This window comes from Micromonospora sp. CA-263727, from assembly GCF_050942455.1.
Classification (GTDB): Bacteria; Actinomycetota; Actinomycetes; order Mycobacteriales; family Micromonosporaceae; genus Micromonospora.
Genome location: NZ_CP192031.1, coordinates 4,715,192 through 4,729,833, shown reverse-complemented (window position 1 = coordinate 4,729,833; position 14,642 = coordinate 4,715,192). Strand labels below are relative to the sequence as shown.

General features: G+C 72.8%; 14 protein-coding genes. 9 read left to right on the top strand and 5 right to left on the bottom strand.

What is annotated here, in order from left to right; all coding sequences use genetic code 11:
* Nucleotides 1-8: 8 nt before the first annotated feature.
* Nucleotides 9-572 (top strand): ester cyclase, encoded by a 564-nt coding sequence (locus ACQPYA_RS20600; protein WP_433528734.1) that lies wholly within the window; start codon nucleotides 9-11, stop codon nucleotides 570-572.
* A gap of 8 nt (nucleotides 573-580) precedes the next feature.
* On the opposite strand, the gene ACQPYA_RS20595 is transcribed toward ACQPYA_RS20600, so the two are convergent.
* Nucleotides 581-1,804, bottom strand: a complete 1,224-nt coding sequence (locus ACQPYA_RS20595) for an SLC13 family permease (RefSeq protein ID WP_433528733.1) — start codon at nucleotides 1,802-1,804, stop codon at nucleotides 581-583.
* 110 nt (nucleotides 1,805-1,914) lie between these two features.
* Nucleotides 1,915-3,369, bottom strand: coding sequence for an LVIVD repeat-containing protein (locus tag ACQPYA_RS20590; protein WP_433528732.1), 1,455 nt, complete (start codon nucleotides 3,367-3,369; stop codon nucleotides 1,915-1,917).
* A 140-nt stretch (nucleotides 3,370-3,509) separates the two neighbouring features.
* Here ACQPYA_RS20590 and ACQPYA_RS20585 point away from each other — a divergent pair, with 140 nt between their 5' ends.
* Nucleotides 3,510-4,238 (top strand): DUF305 domain-containing protein, encoded by a 729-nt coding sequence (locus ACQPYA_RS20585; RefSeq protein WP_433528731.1) that lies wholly within the window; start codon nucleotides 3,510-3,512, stop codon nucleotides 4,236-4,238.
* A gap of 70 nt (nucleotides 4,239-4,308) precedes the next feature.
* On the opposite strand, the gene ACQPYA_RS20580 is transcribed toward ACQPYA_RS20585, so the two are convergent.
* Together ACQPYA_RS20580 and ACQPYA_RS20575 are read right to left on the bottom strand one after the other, a co-directional pair.
* Nucleotides 4,309-5,571 (bottom strand): nucleotide sugar dehydrogenase, encoded by a 1,263-nt coding sequence (locus ACQPYA_RS20580; protein ID WP_433528730.1) that lies wholly within the window; start codon nucleotides 5,569-5,571, stop codon nucleotides 4,309-4,311.
* 108 nt (nucleotides 5,572-5,679) lie between these two features.
* Nucleotides 5,680-7,035, bottom strand: coding sequence for a serine/threonine-protein kinase (locus ACQPYA_RS20575; RefSeq protein WP_433528729.1), 1,356 nt, complete (start codon nucleotides 7,033-7,035; stop codon nucleotides 5,680-5,682).
* Nucleotides 7,036-7,372: 337 nt separating this feature from the next.
* Here ACQPYA_RS20575 and egtA point away from each other — a divergent pair, with 337 nt between their 5' ends.
* The 7 genes from egtA to ACQPYA_RS20540 all read left to right on the top strand — a co-directional run bounded on the left by egtA (nucleotide 7,373) and on the right by ACQPYA_RS20540 (nucleotide 13,225).
* Nucleotides 7,373-8,605 carry an ergothioneine biosynthesis glutamate--cysteine ligase EgtA gene (egtA, locus tag ACQPYA_RS20570; RefSeq protein ID WP_433528728.1) on the top strand — a complete coding sequence of 411 codons (1,233 nt, stop codon included), beginning with the start codon at nucleotides 7,373-7,375 and terminating at the stop codon, nucleotides 8,603-8,605.
* The gene (gene egtB, locus ACQPYA_RS20565) at nucleotides 8,602-9,936 is read left to right on the top strand and encodes an ergothioneine biosynthesis protein EgtB (protein ID WP_433528727.1); all 1,335 of its coding nucleotides are present in this window, start codon (nucleotides 8,602-8,604) and stop codon (nucleotides 9,934-9,936) included. Before egtA ends, egtB begins: the two co-directional genes overlap by 4 nt.
* A gap of 10 nt (nucleotides 9,937-9,946) precedes the next feature.
* Complete coding sequence (egtC, locus tag ACQPYA_RS20560) at nucleotides 9,947-10,693, top strand: ergothioneine biosynthesis protein EgtC (RefSeq protein ID WP_433528726.1); 747 nt, start codon at nucleotides 9,947-9,949, stop codon at nucleotides 10,691-10,693.
* Nucleotides 10,694-10,738: 45 nt separating this feature from the next.
* Nucleotides 10,739-11,704 carry an L-histidine N(alpha)-methyltransferase gene (gene egtD, locus ACQPYA_RS20555; protein WP_433528725.1) on the top strand — a complete coding sequence of 322 codons (966 nt, stop codon included), beginning with the start codon at nucleotides 10,739-10,741 and terminating at the stop codon, nucleotides 11,702-11,704.
* Nucleotides 11,705-11,936: 232 nt separating this feature from the next.
* Nucleotides 11,937-12,524, top strand: a complete 588-nt coding sequence (locus ACQPYA_RS20550) for a TMEM165/GDT1 family protein (protein WP_433533549.1) — start codon at nucleotides 11,937-11,939, stop codon at nucleotides 12,522-12,524.
* 48 nt (nucleotides 12,525-12,572) lie between these two features.
* Complete coding sequence (locus tag ACQPYA_RS20545) at nucleotides 12,573-12,935, top strand: DUF1622 domain-containing protein (protein WP_433528724.1); 363 nt, start codon at nucleotides 12,573-12,575, stop codon at nucleotides 12,933-12,935.
* A complete protein-coding gene (locus ACQPYA_RS20540; RefSeq protein WP_433528723.1) occupies nucleotides 12,932-13,225 on the top strand; it encodes a hypothetical protein in 294 nt (97 codons plus the stop codon). The genes ACQPYA_RS20545 and ACQPYA_RS20540 overlap by 4 nt, the downstream gene beginning before the upstream one ends.
* Nucleotides 13,226-13,238: 13 nt before the next feature.
* Here the strand turns inward: ACQPYA_RS20540 and nhaA are convergent, their stop codons facing one another.
* Nucleotides 13,239-14,567: a Na+/H+ antiporter NhaA gene (gene nhaA, locus ACQPYA_RS20535; protein ID WP_433528722.1), complete on the bottom strand. Its 1,329-nt coding sequence runs from the start codon at nucleotides 14,565-14,567 to the stop codon at nucleotides 13,239-13,241.
* Nucleotides 14,568-14,642 lie beyond the last annotated feature (75 nt).

Here is a 14,642-nt window from a genome sequence, read left to right as displayed (position 1 = left end):
GGAGCACGATGAGCAGCGCACCCCTCCCGCCCACGAAGACCGGAACGGTTCTGCCAACGCAGGAGGTGCTGCGGGCCCGGGAGAAGCTCGTCCTCGACCACTTCGAGGACGAGGTCCGCCAGGACTGGGACAGCGTGCTCTCCACCTTCCCGCACCCGCACTACGAGTTGATCGCCTCGATGACCGTGCACGACGGTGACGGCGCGGTGCGGAACTACTACCACGACACCCGGGTCGCGTTTCCGGACCAGCATCACGAGATCATCGCCATCCGGCACAGCCCGGACGCGGTGATCGTCGAGTTCTGGCTGATCGGTACGCACCTCGGCCCGCTCGGGAAGATCCCGCCGACCGGCGGCCGGCACCGCACCCGGATGACCGCCTACTTCATCTTCGACGCGAACGAGAACCTGGTCACCGAGCGGGTCTACTTCGACCAGTTGTCCATTCTCAAGCAGGTGATCGGTCACCTGGACAAGAAGAAGCCCCGCGATCTGCTCACCCTGCTCCGGGTCGTACGCGGCATGCTGGCCATGGCCGGCGGTGAGCCGGACGGTCGACTGCTCCGGTAGGCGACAGGTCAGCCGGTGAGCAGCAGGGCGCCGATTGCCGCCAGCGTGCCGAGAACCGCCAAGACGGCGCTGGTGAGCAGGAACCGGGCCAGCGGCACCGCGACGCGGGCGGCCCGGCAGCGTTCCAACCACAGCAGCGTCGCCAGTGACGCCCACGGCAGGGCCAGCGGACCCACGTTGGTGCCGATCAACAGCGCGAAGAGCCGCTGCCGGTCGCCGGCCGGCAGCACCGCCTCGACCGCCAGGTAGGCCGGCAGGTTGTTCACCAGGTTGGCCAGCAACGCGCCGGCGCCGCCCGCGCGCAGCGCCCCGGGCGTCCCGCCGTCCCGGCCGGCCAGCCAGGCCACCAGGTCGTGGAGCCCGTGCTGGCCGGTCGTCTGGACGACCAGGAACAGCCCGGTGACGAAGACCAGCAGCCGCCAGGGCAGGAGCGCCGGGCGCAGCGTGCCGGGGGAGCGGAGCGCGAAGCCGAGCAGCAGCAGGACGGCCGCCACCGCCGAGGCGAGGCCGACCGGCGCCCCGGCCAGGATCGCGGTGACGAAGAGCAGGCAGGCCACGAGGGCAGCGCGGTACAGCACCGGGTCGGCGGGCCGGTGCACCGCCGGCGGCACGAAGCGACCGTCGGCCGGCCGGTCCCGCCGCCACCAGAAGCACCAGAGCAGCACCGTGGTGACCGCGAGAGCGGCCAGCTGGGGCAGCCACATCACGCCCGCGTACGCCAGCGGGTCGAGCCCGACCCGGTCGGCGGCGAGCAGGTTGGTCAGGTTGGACATCGGTAACAGCAGGCTCGCCGTGTTCGCCAACCAGACCGTGGTGACCGCGAGCGGGGCCACCGCCGTACGCAGGGTGACCGCGAGCGCGAGCATCACCGGGGTGAGCAGCACCGCCGTGGTGTCCAGGTTGAGCACGACCGTGGTCAGCGCGGCGAAGCCGACGCAGAGCGCGAAGAGCGCCGGCCAGCTGCCCCGGGCCACGCCCGCGAGCCGGGTGGCGAGCACGTCGAAGACCCCGGCGGCGGCGGTCAACTCGGCGAGCACCACCACGGTGCCGAGGAAGAGCAGCAGCGGCAGGATCCGCGCGAGGATGGCCGCGGCGTCGGCGTGGGGCAGCAGCCCGGTCGCGACGCAGCCGGCCCCCGCCACGGCGAGCGCGAGGGCGATCGCGTCCAGCGGGTGGAGCCGGCGGCGGGCCGCCTGGTCCGGGTTGCGGCCCCCACCCCCAACAGCCGTCACGACCAGTCATTTTCGCACCCCACCCCGGTTGGCCAAGAAGTTTGCGTCGGAACCGGCCCGGATCCAGACGCAAACTTCTTGGTCAGTTCATCCCGGGGAGGTGCAGGGGGTCACCAGCTCAGGTAGGTGGGTTGGGTCTGGACGTTCAGCTCGCGGTAGTGGACCAGCTTGGCCGTCCAGGTCCGCCAGTCGTTGAGTTCGAGCACGTCCAACCCCTTCTGGATGTCCGAGGAGTAGATGTGCCCGTTGTAGTAGTAGGCCGACCAGGAGCCGCCCACGACCAGCTGGGTGTCCGAGAGCGGGCCCCGCTCCCAGAAGCCGATCTCCTTCGGCTTGCGGGAGTCGGTGAAGTCCCACACCGAGACGCCGCCCTGATACCACGCCTGGACCATGATGTCCTTGCCGAGGACCGGGATCAGCGAGCCGTTGTGCGCCACGCAGTTCTCGGTGTCCCCGTTGGTCCGCGGGATCTTGTAGTAGCTGCGGTACTCCAGCTTGCGCTTGTCGCCGCGGCCGGTGATGTCGTAGATGGCGTTGGCGCCGCGGTTCGGCCCCACGTCCTCGTTGCAGGTGGCGCCGCCGCCACCGCCCAGCTCGTCGGTGAAGACGACCTTGGTGCCGCGGTTGTTGAAGGTGGCCGAGTGCCAGAACGCGAAGTTGGTCGTGTCCCGCACCGTGTGCAGCACCCGCGGCGCCTCCCGCTTGCTGATGTCCAGCAGGATCCCGTCGCCCATGCAGGCGCCGGCGGCGAGGTCCTTCTCCGGGTAGGCGGTGATGTCGTGGCAGCCGGTGGTGGCCGAGCCGCCTGGACGGCCCTCGTAGCCGCCGTCCGGGAAGAGGTTCGGCGTGGCGACGACGGCCGCGTCGGTCGGCTTCTTCAGCGGCACCTTGACGATGCTGATCGAGTCGTGCGGCGGCTGGCAGTCCGGGAAGGTGGCCTGCGGACCGTACGAGGAGACGTACAGGTAGACCGACTTCTTGTCCTTCGCCGGGACCAGGGTGTGGGTGTGCGAGCCGCAGGCGGTCTCGACCGACTTGATGTAGCGGGGCTTCGACTTGTTCTTGACGTCGAAGATCTTGATGCCCTCCCACGACTCCTTGACCGTCGCGGGCTGGGAGACGCTGTCGCAGGAGTCGTCGCTGCGGGACGCGTCGGTGGAGAGGAACAGCAGGTCACCGTGGATGGAGACGTCGTTCTGCGCGCCCGGGCAGTGCACCTGCGACACGATCTTCGGCTTGCTGGGCTTGGCGATGTCGTAGATGACGAAGCCGTCGTAGTTGCCGATGAAGGCGTACCTGCCCTGGAAGGCGATGTCGGTGCCGAGCGCCGCGGTGGTGTCGAACGGCGCCTGCTTCGGCAGGTTGGCGATCAGGCGGAGGTTGGGGCTGCTGGCGATCTCGTCGACGCCGAGCGGGGCCTCGACGGCGGCGGACTCGGTGGCCACCGATGAGGCCGTCGCCGCGGTGCCGGGGGGTGCTACCGCGATGCTGGCGAGGAGGAGCCCGGTGGCGGCGACACTGACGATACGCAGTTGCCGCCCCCGTGGCAGGGTCAGTTTGACCATCGGCGACGCCCTTCGAGAGGGGGATGACGACGTTCGGTACCTTACTCGCCGATGACACCCGTCGATGTGATCTGGATCACATATTGCACCCATCGTCAATGGATACGATCGCTGCGACCTCGACTCGCAGGGGGTGTCGCATGACCGCCCGACGTGGACGAACGCTGGCCGTCGTCATATCGCTCACCGTGCTGCTGGCCGTCGTCGTCGCCCTTGCCCAGCGCGGTGCCGACAACGCCGCACCGCCCGGCGCGGCCCCGGTCGCCGCCACCACCGGCAACCCCGCCAGCGCGGGCGGCGCCGAGCGGGCACCGGCCGCCGGGGCGTCCGACGCGCCGCTGGTCATCGTCCCTGGCCGTCCCGGCGAACCGGCCGCCGAGCTGCCCGCCGCCGAGGTGCGCGACGACTCACCGCCGCGCCACAACAGCATGGACACCTGGTTCGTACGGATGATGATCCCGCACCACGAGCAGGCGCTGGAGATGGCGAGGCTGGCCCCCGACCGGGCCGCCGATCCGAAGGTGCGCGCCCTGGCCGACCGGATCCGGGCCAGCCAACGGCCGGAGATCGGCGTGCTGCGCGCCTGGCTGACCGCGCGCGGCCTCTCCGCCGAGGTGGACGGGCACGATCACGGCACGATGCGTGGCATGCAGTCACCCGAGGCGATGCGGCAGCTCGCCGCCGCCCGGGGGACCGACTTCGACCACCGCTTCCTGCGGATGATGACCGAGCACCACGAGGGTGCCGTGGTGATGGCGACCGACCTGCTCAGGGTGGGGGCCGACCTGACCCTGTCGGAGTTCGCCAACTCGGTCGCCGTGGAGCAGGGCGTGGAGATCGCCCGGATGCGCGAGCTCGTTCCCTCGTGATCGGCTCCGGCCGTCGGCCCGGGGATGGCCCCGCCAGGCCGCATCCGGGGCGCATCCCGGCGTGAGCTGGCTAGAGGCGTTCGACCGTGGGGCCGGTGCAGCGGTTGCGGGTGTCGAAGACGTAGCGGGCGTGCCGCGCCACCAGGTCGTAGTCGAACACGTCGTGGTCGGTGACCACCACCACGGCGTCGGCGTCGCGAATCTCCCGCTCGGTCAGGTCCACCGTCAGCACCCCGGCGGGCAGGTGGTGCGGCTCGGCGTACGGCTCCACCGCGCGAACCTCGGCGCCGAGTTCCCCGAATCGCCGGACCACGTCGACGGCCGGCGAGTCGCGCATGTCGCCGGTGTTGCGCTTGTACGCCAGCCCGAGCAGCAGCAGCCGGGCTCCGCTGACCGCCCGCCCGGAACGGTTCAACCCCGCCATCACCCGCTGCGCCACGTGCTCGGGCATCTCGTGGTTGACGTCGTTGGCCAGCTCGATGAACCGGAACTGCCGCCCGAGGCGACGCTTGACCTGCCAGGACAGGTAGCAGGGGTCGATCGGCAGGCAGTGCCCGCCGACACCGGGGCCCGGACGGAACGACATGAAGCCGAAGGGCTTGGTCTCCGCCGCCTCGATCGCCTGCCACACGTCGATGTCCAACTGGTGGGAGAGCATGGTGAGCTCGTTGACCAGTGCGATGTTGACCTGGCGGAAGGTGTTCTCGATCAGCTTCGTCAGCTCGGCCACCCGGGTCGAGTCCACCGGCACCGTGCGCTCCACCAGGCGCCGGTAGAACCCGTCGATCCGGACCAGCGAGGCGGCGTCGACTCCGGCCACCACCTTCGGGGTGTTCTCCAGCCGCCAGGCCCGGTTGCCCGGGTCGATCCGCTCGGGGCTGTAGCCGAGGTGGAAGTCCCCGGGGCTGCGCAGCCCGCTGGCCGACTCCAGCAGCGGGCGGAGCAGCTCCTCGGTGGTGCCGGGGTAGGTGGTGGACTCCAGCACCACCGTGCAGCCGGGCCGCAGGTACGGCCCGATCCCGGTGCCGGCCTGCTCCACGAAACTCAGGTCGGGGGTGCCGTCACGCAGCGGCGTCGGCACGGTGATCACGCAGACGTCGAAGTCCTTGGCGTCGGCGTACTCGGTGCTCGGGCGGTAGCGACCGCTGGCCAGCGCCCGGCCGAGCCGGTCGGCGGGGATGTCCGCCACGTACGACTCACCCGAGGCGAGCCGCTTGACCCGGTCGGCATCGACGTCCAGGCCGACCACGTCGAGGCCGGCCTCGACCGCCCGCATGGCCAACGGCAGACCGACGTAACCCTGGCCGATGACGACCAATTTCTCCACGCTCACCCGGGCTCCCGAAACGGACGGAGATAACTGCCGGTGACGAGCCTAGAGCGATGAGTGCTGCCGGGTGTCCGTTTCGGGAAATCAGGGGAGATTGAGGTGGGTGGGGACTCAGCCGGCGGTCGAGGCCGCGTCGCCGTCCCCGGATGGCTCGGCGGTCGGGGTCGGCGAAGGCGGCGGCGTGGTGGGATCCGTGGTGGGCGTGCCGCTGCCCGGTGGGCTGGGGTCGGGCGTCGTCGGGTCGGGCGTCTGGGGGGCGGCCGACTCGCTGGGTTGCGACGCGCTCGGCTCCGGCGAGGGTGACCTGCTCGGGCGGCCCGTCGAACCGGCGGGTTGCAGCGGCGGCGCGGGGGCGAGGCTCTCCTCCTGGCTCGGCTGCTCCCCGTCGTCGACGGGCGACTCGGCGGTGGGCCCGGTGGTCGGCACCTTCACCGCCGGGGTGTCGGCCGTGGTGGCCGCGCCGAGTGCCGTGACGAGCGCGGTCACCCCGACCACCACGGCGGTGAGCGCGCCGACCAGGGTGCCGCGTCGCCGCCGGCCGCCGGCCGGTCCGGCATCCACCGGCACGAGATCCGTGCGGGTGCCCGGCCCGGCGTCGCGCAGCGCCGCGGCGGGGACGACCGTGGTGGGCAGGGAGCTCTCCGACACGGCGGCCCGGGCGGCCTCCGCCATGGCCGCGCCGCTGCTGAACCGGTCGGTGGGCGCCTTGGCCAGGGCGCGGTCGACCAGCGCCCGCACCGCCTCCGGGATCTCGTGCGGCAGTTCCGGTGGCGCGTCGTCGAGGTGTCGGACGGCGACCTGGAGCGGATTGTCGCCGGTGAACGGCGGGCTGCCGGTCAGGCAGCAGTAGGCGACCGCGCCGAGCGCGTACAGGTCGGTCGCGCCGGAGACCGGGCGCCCGGCGGCCTGTTCGGGGGCCATGTAGAGGGCCGTGCCGGGCACCGCGTTGGTGCTGGTGATGCTCGTCACATTCACCGAGCGCGCGACGCCGAAGTCGACCAGGACGACCGTCCCGTCCTCCTGCACCAGCAGGTTGCTCGGCTTCACGTCGCGATGCACGATCCCGCCGAGGTGCGCGGCGTGCAGGGCCTGCGCCGCCTGTGCCACCACCGACATGGTCTCGCCGACGTCCAGCCGGCCCTCGGCCTCGATCCGCTTGGACAGCGGTTGGCCGGTGACGAACTCCATGACCAGGTAGTCGGCCCGGCCCCCGCCGGGCAGCTCGTCCTCGCCGCAGTCGAAGACCTGCACGATCCCCGGGTGGCGCAGCGCCGCCATGATCCGCGCCTCGGCGCGGAATCGGGCGATGAAGTCGGGGTCGGAGACCAGCGAGGGAAGGAGCACCTTGACCGCGACCTGTCGACCGAGGATCAGGTCGGAAGCCCGCCAGACGTCGCCCATGCCGCCGGTGGCGACACGCTCATCCAAGCGGTACCGACGGCTGAGGACGACCTCCGAAGACAACACGGCACCACCGTACCCACAGTGGCCACGAACGGCGCGCCGGCAGGGCCGCGCCGGGCGCGGCCGGCTGTCAGGGGCGGTGTTCTCCGGTAACCTTACGGGCACCCCGCGTCACGGCGGCGCACGACCGGGGCGGATCGGCCCGGTCGGCCGGGGCGCCGCCGGTGCGCCGGGGCGGGCCGCGCCCGGCCCCACCACGCCGATCTCCGGCAAGGTGAATTTCCTTCGAGGCGTGGTCGACCCCTGCTAGACAGATGGTGGAGCCACCGACACCCCGCGAATGTCACCGGTGCGGGCTACGGTGGCACGGCTGAGCCGGCACCGGGAAGGGAGCCGTTGCATGGTGACGTCGCCGGAGGTGGACCGGATCCCGGTGCTGCGTGACCGCGCAGCCGCCGCCCGGCATCTCGCCCGGATCTGCTTCAAGACCGGGCCGCCGATGTACACCGGTGTCGAGTTGGAATGGACGGTCCACGACGCCGTCGATCCCGCCCGCCCCGTCGACGCCGCGCAGCTACGCGCGGCGCTGGGGCCCTACAGTCCCACCACGCTTGATCCGACCAGTCCCGCCCTGCGACTGCTCCAGGGCGGCACGGTGACCGTCGAGCCCGGCGGCCAACTGGAGATCTCCACTCCGCCGCGCGCCTCCGTCGCCGCCCTGGTCGAGGCCACCCAGTCCGACATCACCCAGGTCACCCGGCTGCTGGAGGCCGCCGGCCTGACCCTCGGCCGGGCCGGCCTCGACCCGTACCGCCGGCCGCGACCGATGATCGACACCCCCCGCTACCGGGCCATGCGCCAGGTCTTCGACCGGCAGGGCCCGGCCGGGCAGACGATGATGTACAGCAGCGCCGGCCTACAGGTCTGTCTCGACGCGGGGCACCCGGAACAGTTCGCCGCCCGCTGGGCGCTGGTGCACGCGGTCGGGCCACCGCTGCTGGCCGCCTTCGCCACCGCCGGCCGGCACGCGGGCCGGGACACCGGATGGGCGTCGGCGCGGATGGGCACGTGGTGGCAAATCGATCCGGCCCGCACCGCGCCGGTCTGGACACCGGACCGGGCCGAGGTGGACCCGGTCGCCGCCTGGACCGCGTACGTGCTGGCCGCCCCGCTGCTCTGCGTGCGCGACGACGGCGACTGGACCCCACCGCCGGACGTGACCTTCGCCGACTGGGTCGACGGGGCGTTGTCCCGACCGCCCACCGCGGACGACCTCGAATACCACGTGAGCACGCTCTTCCCGCCGGTACGGCCGCGCGGCTACCTCGAACTGCGCTACCTCGACGCGCAACCCGGGCGGGACTGGACGTTGCCGCTGGCGGTCCTCGCCGCCCTGCTCACCGGCACCGACACGGTCGCCGCGGCGATGGCGGTCGCCGCGCCGGTGGCCGACGGCTGGCACACCGCCGCGCGCTGCGGCCTGCGTGATCCGGGCCTGGCCTCGGCCGCCGACGGCCTGTTCGACCTGGCGTTGGCGGCCCTGCCCCGGCTCGGCCTGCCGGCGGCCCTGCACGACGAGATCGACCAGGGGGTACGGCGGCGACGTGACGCCGCGGAGAGGAGGCGGTGGTGACCGACACCACGACCGATCGGGGCCAGGAGGGGCTGCGCGACCGGATCGCGGCGGAACTGGAACGGACCCGGGCCCGCAGCGTCCTGCTGACCGAGGCGGTGGACGACGGCGACCTGGTGCGCCAGCACTCGCCGCTGATGTCCCCGCTGGTATGGGATCTGGCCCACGTGGGCAACCAGGAGGAGCTCTGGCTGGTCCGGGACGTCGGGGGCCGGGAACCGGTCCGCTGCGACATCGACCACCTCTACGACGCCTTCAAACAGCCCCGCCGGGACCGCCCGTCGCTGCCGTTGCTGCCGCCGCCGGAGGCGCGGGCGTACCTGGCGACCGTCCGGGACAAGGTGTACGACCTGCTCGACCGCGTGGCCTTCGACAGCCGCCCGCTGGTCGCCGACGGCTTCGCGTTCGGGATGATCGTGCAGCACGAGCAGCAGCACGACGAGACCATGCTCGCCACCCACCAACTGCGCGCCGGCCCGGCGGTGCTGCACGCGCCGCCGCCGCCCGAGCCGGCCGCGCCGGTGACCGGTGAGGTGCTGGTGCCCGCCGGCCCGTTCGTGATGGGCACCGACACCGACCCGTGGGCGCTGGACAACGAACGCCCCGCCCACCGGGTGGAGCTGCCGGCGTACGTCATCGATGCCGCGCCGGTGACCAACGGGGCGTACCGCGGGTTCATCGCCGACGGCGGGTACGACGACCCCCGCTGGTGGACCGCGCGGGGCTGGCGGCACCGCCAGGAGGCCGGGCTGGGCGCGCCGATGCACTGGCGGCGCGACGGGGACGGCTGGGCGTACCAGCGATTCGGCCGGTGGGACCGGGTCCGCGACGACGAGCCGGTGGTGCACGTCTGCTTCCACGAGGCCCAGGCGTACGCGAGCTGGGCCGGCAAGCGGCTGCCCACCGAGGCGGAGTGGGAGAAGGCGGCCCGCTGGGATCCGGCCACCGGCCGGTCCCGCCGCTATCCGTGGGGCGACGACGAGCCCACCTCGGCGCACGCCAACCTGGGGCAGCGACACCTGTGGCCGGCGCCGGTCGGCGCGTACCCGGCCGGGGCCTCGCCGCTGGGCGTGCACCAGCTCGTCGGGGACGTGTGGGAGTGGACCGCCACCCCGTTCCGGGGCTATCCGGGCTTCGCCGCCTTCCCGTACCGGGAGTACTCCGAGGTCTTCTTCGGCGACGACTACCAGGTGCTGCGCGGCGGCTCGTTCGGCACCGACCGGGCCGCCTGCCGGGGCACGTTCCGCAACTGGGACTACCCGATCCGCCGGCAGATCTTCAGCGGCTTCCGCTGCGCCCGGGACGCCCGGCCCGAGGAGACCCACCGGTGACGGTCGCCTGATGTGCCGCCACCTGGCCTACCTGGGGCCGCCGACGACCCTGCGCGCGTTGCTGTTCGATCCGCCGCACTCGCTGCTGCGCCAGTCCTGGGCGCCGCGCGACATGCGCGGCGGCGGGACGATCAACGCCGACGGGTTCGGCGTCGGGTGGTATCCCGACGGCGGCGCCCCGGTGCGGTACCGGCGGGCCCAGCCGATCTGGAGCGACCCGACCATCGCCGACCTCGCGGCGGTCACCTCGACCGGCGCGGTGCTGGCCGCGGTCCGCTCCGCCACCGTCGGCATGGCGGTGGTCGACGCCGCGGCCGCGCCGTTCGCCGAGGGGCGGTGGTTGTTCAGCCACAACGGCGTGGTGCGGGGCTGGCCGGACTCGATGGTCCCGCTCGCCGCCGCGTTGCCCGTGCGTGACCTGCTCACCCTCGATGCGAGCACCGACTCGGCGCTGCTCTGGGCGCTGGTCCGGGACCGGCTGCGGGCGGGCGACCCCCCGGCGCGGGCGGTCGCCGAGACGGTCACGTCGGTCGCCGCGGCCGCCCCCGGGTCGCGGCTCAACCTGCTGCTCACCGACGGCCGCACGGTGGTCGCCAGCGTGGCCGGGCACGCGCTGTCGCTGCGGGCCACGCCGACCTCGGTGCTGCTGGCCTCCGAGCCGCACGACGACGACCCGGGCTGGCGGGAGGTGCCCGATGGTCAGCTCGTGCAGGCCACCGCGACCGAGGTACGCCAGCAGGCGCTCGCCACGCGGTGAGCCCGACCGGGCCGCATCCGACAAGCCGACCGAAAGGGGACGTTGATGAGCGCGGAGCCGCTGGAGATCCACCTCGACGACCAGGACATCGGCCGCAGCCTGCGGCGGGACGTGCGCGTCGGGCTGACCGCCGGGGCGAAGTGGCTACCCCCGAGGTGGTTCTACGACGCCCGGGGCAGCGAGCTGTTCGACGAGATCACCCGCCTGCCGGAGTACTACCCGACCCGGGCCGAGCGCACGGTGCTGGCCGAGCGGGCGGCCGAGATCGCCGGGTTGACCGGCGCGAAAACCCTGATCGAGCTGGGATCCGGGTCGTCGGAAAAGACCCGGTTGCTGCTGGACGCGTTCACCCGGCGTGGCGGCCTGGGCACGTTCGTGCCGCTGGACGTGTCGGTCAGCGCCCTGCGGGGGTCCACCGCGGCCGTCGCCGCCGACTATCCCGGGCTGCGGGTACGCGGCATCGTCGGGGATTTCACCCGCGATCTCGACCGGCTGCCCACCGGTGGCCGGCGGCTGGTGGTCTTCCTCGGTGGCACCATCGGCAACCTGCTGCCGGCCGAGCGGGCCGACTTCCTCGCCCGGATGCGGGCCGCGCTGGAGGTGGGTGACTGGCTGCTGGTCGGCACCGACCTGGTCAAGGATCCGGCGGTGATCGTGCCGGCGTACGACGACGCGGCGGGGGTGACCGCCGAGTTCAACCGCAACGTGCTGCGGGTGCTCAACCGGGAACTCGGCACCGACTTCGATCCGGAGGCCTTCACCCACGTCGCGCTCTGGGACCCGGACCGGGAGTGGATCGAGATGCGGCTGCGGGCCGAGCGGCCGATGCGGGTGCGGGTGCTCGACCTGGACGTCACCTTCGCCGCCGGAGAGGAACTGCGTACCGAGGTGTCGGCGAAGTTCCGCCCGGAGGGGGTCGCCGCCGAACTGGCCGCGGCCGGGCTGCGCGCCGAACGGTTCTGGACCGACCCGGACGGCCTGTTCGGGGTCACCCTGGCCCGAGCGGACTGAGAGACCGCCGCGGTGGGCCAGCTCACCCGGCCGGCGCGATCGGGCGGTGATCGGCTAGGCTGGCGGCAGCGAAGGGGAGTAGCCCGCAACGTCGTGGTCGACATACTGGTGCGTTCCGCATCCGGCCGCGTGGCCTCGTGACAACGAGGCGGGCGAGACCTTCGACCCAGGCTGTTGCAGCCGGGTCGAGGGCATCCCCGTGCCTCCTCCCGGCGTGATCCGGAAGGACGTCATGGAGGGGTTCCTCGTCGCGCTGGCGGTCAGTTTCGGCGTGATCTTCGTTGCCGAGCTGGGAGACAAGTCCCAGCTCATGGCGCTGGCCTTCGCCACCAGATATCGCACCGTGCCGATCCTGATCGGCATCACCGTGGCCACCGCCGTGGTGCACCTGGTCTCGGTGGCGATCGGTCACGGCCTCGGCGCCACCCTGCCCACCGGCTGGATCTCGCTGCTCGCGGGTCTGGCCTTCATCGGCTTCGGGCTGTGGACCCTGCGCGGGGACACGCTCACCGAGGAGGAGAAGAGCAAGGCCGCCAAGGGCGGCAAGTCGGCGGTGCTGGCCGTCGGTGTCGCCTTCTTCCTGGCCGAACTGGGCGACAAGACGATGCTCGCCACGATCACGCTGGCCACCCAGTACGGCTGGTTCGGCACCTGGATCGGCTCGACCGTCGGCATGGTCGCCGCCGACGCGCTGGCCATCATCGTCGGCCGGCTGCTCGGCCGGAAGCTGCCGGAACGGACCATCAAGTACGGCGCCGCCGCGCTCTTCACCATCAGCGGCATCTGGCTGATCGTCGAGGCGGTCGCGCAGCTGAGCTGAGCCGGCCCGGCGTCGACTACCCGGGGAGCGGCCGGGTAAGGCGCCGGGGTGGACGTCGAGGTGATCCTCCACCGCGGCCACCAGATCCTGGTGACCGCGGTGGAGCTGGTCGGCGCTCTGGTGATCGTGGTCGGAGCGGCCTGGGCCGCGGCGCGGTTCGTGGTCGACGGGCTGCGGTCGCGCGACGCCGCGGTGTTCACCCGGATCAGGTTGTCTTTGGGGCGCTTCCTCACCCTCGGGCTGGAGTTCCAACTGGCGGCGGACATCCTGCGTACCGCGTTGTCGCCGACCTTCGCGCAGATCGGCCAGCTCGCCGCCATCGCCGCGATCCGGACCGTGCTGAACTACGTCCTCGGCCGGGAGATCGCGCAGGAGCAGCGGCAGGTCGGCGAGCCGGAGCGGACCCGGTGACGGCGACCCTGTCCGCCGTCGTCACCGTGCTCGGCGCGCTCGCCGCCACGGTTGCGCTGGTCGCCACCGGCTCCTGGCCGACGGCCCTGCGGGTGCTGCTCGACATGCTCGTCGCCGCCGGTCTGCTGCGGCTGACCGGGAACCAGGGCTGGCCGGACCTGGCGGCGGTCGCGGCGGTCGTGGTGCTGCGTCTGGTGCTCCGGACCGCGCTGGTCCAGGACTACCGGCGGTGGCGGTCACCGGGCGCGGGGCGCCCGGCCGAGCATGCCGGCCGGCCACCCGGGCCCTGATCCCGACCGCCTCTCAGCCGTCGGGTCGCTGGTAGACGTCCGGTACGCCGTCCCGGTCGAGGTCGACCTGCTCCCGGCGGGCGACCGCCCGGTAGGCGGCGTTGCGTCGGGTCAGCACCGCCGTGGCGAGCAGCGCCGAGGTCAGCGATCCGGCAAGCACCGCGGCCTTGACGTGCGCGCCCTCGACGCCGTCGACGCCGAAGGCCAGCTCGCCGATCAGCAGCGAGACGGTGAAGCCGATGCCGGCCAGCAACGACACGCCGAGCAGGTCGGACCAGGTGATCTCCTCGTCCAGCCGGGCCCGGGTGAACCGGGCCAGCAGGTAGGTCGAGCCGAGGATGCCGACGCACTTGCCGACGACCAGGGCGAGCACGATGCCGAGGACGATCGGGTCGGTGAGCACCGCGCCGAGGTCGGCGTCGCGCAGCGACACCCCGGCCGCGAAGAACGCGAAGACCGGTACGGCGAACCCGGCCGAGACCGGCCGCCACCGGTGCTCCAGGCGCTCGGCGAGGCCGGGCAGCGCACGGCCGTGGGGCCCCCTGCCGGCGAGCACCGGCACGGTGAAGCCCAGCAGCACACCGGCGACGGTGGCGTGCACTCCGGAGGAGTGCACCAGCGCCCAGGCGGCGAGCGCGAGCGGGACGAGCGCCCACCACCAGGTGCGGCGGCGCTGCACCAGCAGGCCGAAGAGCGCGATCGGCAGCAGGGCGCCGAGCAGCGGCAGCGGCGTGAAGCCGTCGGTGTAGAAGACCGCGATGATGGTGATCGCGAGCAGGTCGTCGACCACGGCCAGGGTGAGCAGGAAGGCGCGCAGGCCCTGCGGCAGGTACGCGCCGATCACGGCCAGCACGGCCAGCGCGAAGGCGATGTCGGTGGCGGTCGGGATGGCCCAGCCCCGCAGCCCCTCGCCGCCGGCGGCGAGGTTGACCCCGACGTAGATCAGCGCCGGCAGCGCCATGCCGCCGACCGCCGCCACCACCGGCAACGCCGCCCGGCGTGGGTCGCGCAGGTCACCGGCGACGAACTCCCGTTTCAGTTCCAGGCCGACCACGAAGAAGAAGACGGCCAGCAGGCCGTCGGCGGCCCAGGTGGCCAGGTCGAGGTCGAGGTGCAGCGTCGAGCCGCCGGGCCAGGGCACCCACCGGCCCAGCTCCGCGTAGGCGTCGCCGGCCGGGGAGTTCGCCCAGACCAGCGCGATCACCGCGCCGACCAGCAGCAGCGCGCCGCCGACGGTCTCGGTGCGCAGCACGTCGGCCAGGAAACGCGCCTCCGGCCAGGAGGTACGCGCGAAGAGGCGGCGGACGCCGCGACGCTCGGGACGTGGGATGTGATCGGGCATGCGGGAGGCTCACCTAGTCGGTCGGGGGCAGCACGGCATCGTCGCCGACCAGGCTTCCCGGCACACCGCCCACGA

Bases quoted from the DNA above. Each gene is read 5' to 3' on its own strand.
- ACQPYA_RS20600 (WP_433528734.1), top strand. From the start codon at position 9: ATGAGCAGCGCACCCCTCCCGCCCACGAAGACCGGAACGGTTCTGCCA.
- ACQPYA_RS20590 (WP_433528732.1), bottom strand. From the start codon at position 3,369: ATGGTCAAACTGACCCTGCCACGGGGGCGGCAACTGCGTATCGTCAGT.
- ACQPYA_RS20585 (WP_433528731.1), top strand. From the start codon at position 3,510: ATGACCGCCCGACGTGGACGAACGCTGGCCGTCGTCATATCGCTCACC.
- egtA (WP_433528728.1), top strand. From the start codon at position 7,373: ATGGTGACGTCGCCGGAGGTGGACCGGATCCCGGTGCTGCGTGACCGC.
- egtC (WP_433528726.1), top strand. From the start codon at position 9,947: ATGTGCCGCCACCTGGCCTACCTGGGGCCGCCGACGACCCTGCGCGCG.
- egtD (WP_433528725.1), top strand. From the start codon at position 10,739: ATGAGCGCGGAGCCGCTGGAGATCCACCTCGACGACCAGGACATCGGC.
- ACQPYA_RS20550 (WP_433533549.1), top strand. From the start codon at position 11,937: ATGGAGGGGTTCCTCGTCGCGCTGGCGGTCAGTTTCGGCGTGATCTTC.
- nhaA (WP_433528722.1), bottom strand. From the start codon at position 14,567: ATGCCCGATCACATCCCACGTCCCGAGCGTCGCGGCGTCCGCCGCCTC.